Source organism: Microbulbifer taiwanensis (assembly GCF_014904815.1).
Taxonomy (GTDB): domain Bacteria; phylum Pseudomonadota; class Gammaproteobacteria; order Pseudomonadales; family Cellvibrionaceae; genus Microbulbifer; species Microbulbifer taiwanensis.
Genome location: NZ_JACZFR010000108.1, coordinates 1 through 780 on the forward strand (window position 1 = coordinate 1; position 780 = coordinate 780).

At 47.7% G+C, this 780-nt stretch carries 1 protein-coding gene; it reads right to left on the bottom strand.

The genetic code is table 11. The features are described from left to right. Nucleotides 1-513 precede the first annotated feature (513 nt). The coding region (locus IG627_RS21025; protein ID WP_226865510.1) for a hypothetical protein at nucleotides 514-780 on the bottom strand (267 nt) is incomplete at its 5' end.

Sequence of the window (780 nt, forward strand, 5' to 3'; positions counted from 1 at the left end):
GTTTTTCTGCCTGAGCCGCTGAGGGTAATTTGCGAGAATCTTCTTTATTCATTCCCGCATTGTAGCGTAATATTCCATTGCCGAGTTAATAGTTTTAAAGTAGCGAACCGCTCTACCAAGAGCTCTACAACTAGCGGCAAAGCGATGCATACCATAAACACAAACCAACTTTCTAGAATAAGTCCGAAGTAAATAGCTGCCGGAACTGAGAACCCTGCGACAATAGACACGAGCCACTTTTGCGATGAAGTAAACTCAAATTGGGCCTTGCATTCTTTGCAATGAAATTGAGAGCCCACACCGAAAATTCTCAGCTTTACCGATCTTTTTTTACACTCTTGGCAGGTGCGGTTCATGGCTTATAACGCCCACAGCAGGGGCGGCTTACCTTGTGCGCGTTTTGCGCGAAAATGGGAGCGCAGCGACCCGCGCAAAACGTGCACAAGGTAAGACGTCTCGCGGAGGCCCGAAGGGCCGGAGCAAACTGCCTGTGATTGTTAGAAATACTTGGCACTATTTTTTTCTACCCAGGCTCGGCAACCCGCCAGAAAGCGGCCAAGCTCCCGGCCTGCGATGCCCGAATCCTGGATTAGATTTACCCTTTGTTTCTAGTGCAAATGGGATAGCTCCCAATTCCCGTTGATTAAATACCTTGCCGGGATGATTCAAACTATAGTGGCTCTCTATACTATTAACCCGGCAATAGTATATTTCGCTCACGCTGCATAGCGGATTTTCTCGTGTTTGAAATATTTTCTGACCCGCTCTGGGCTCTTTTGC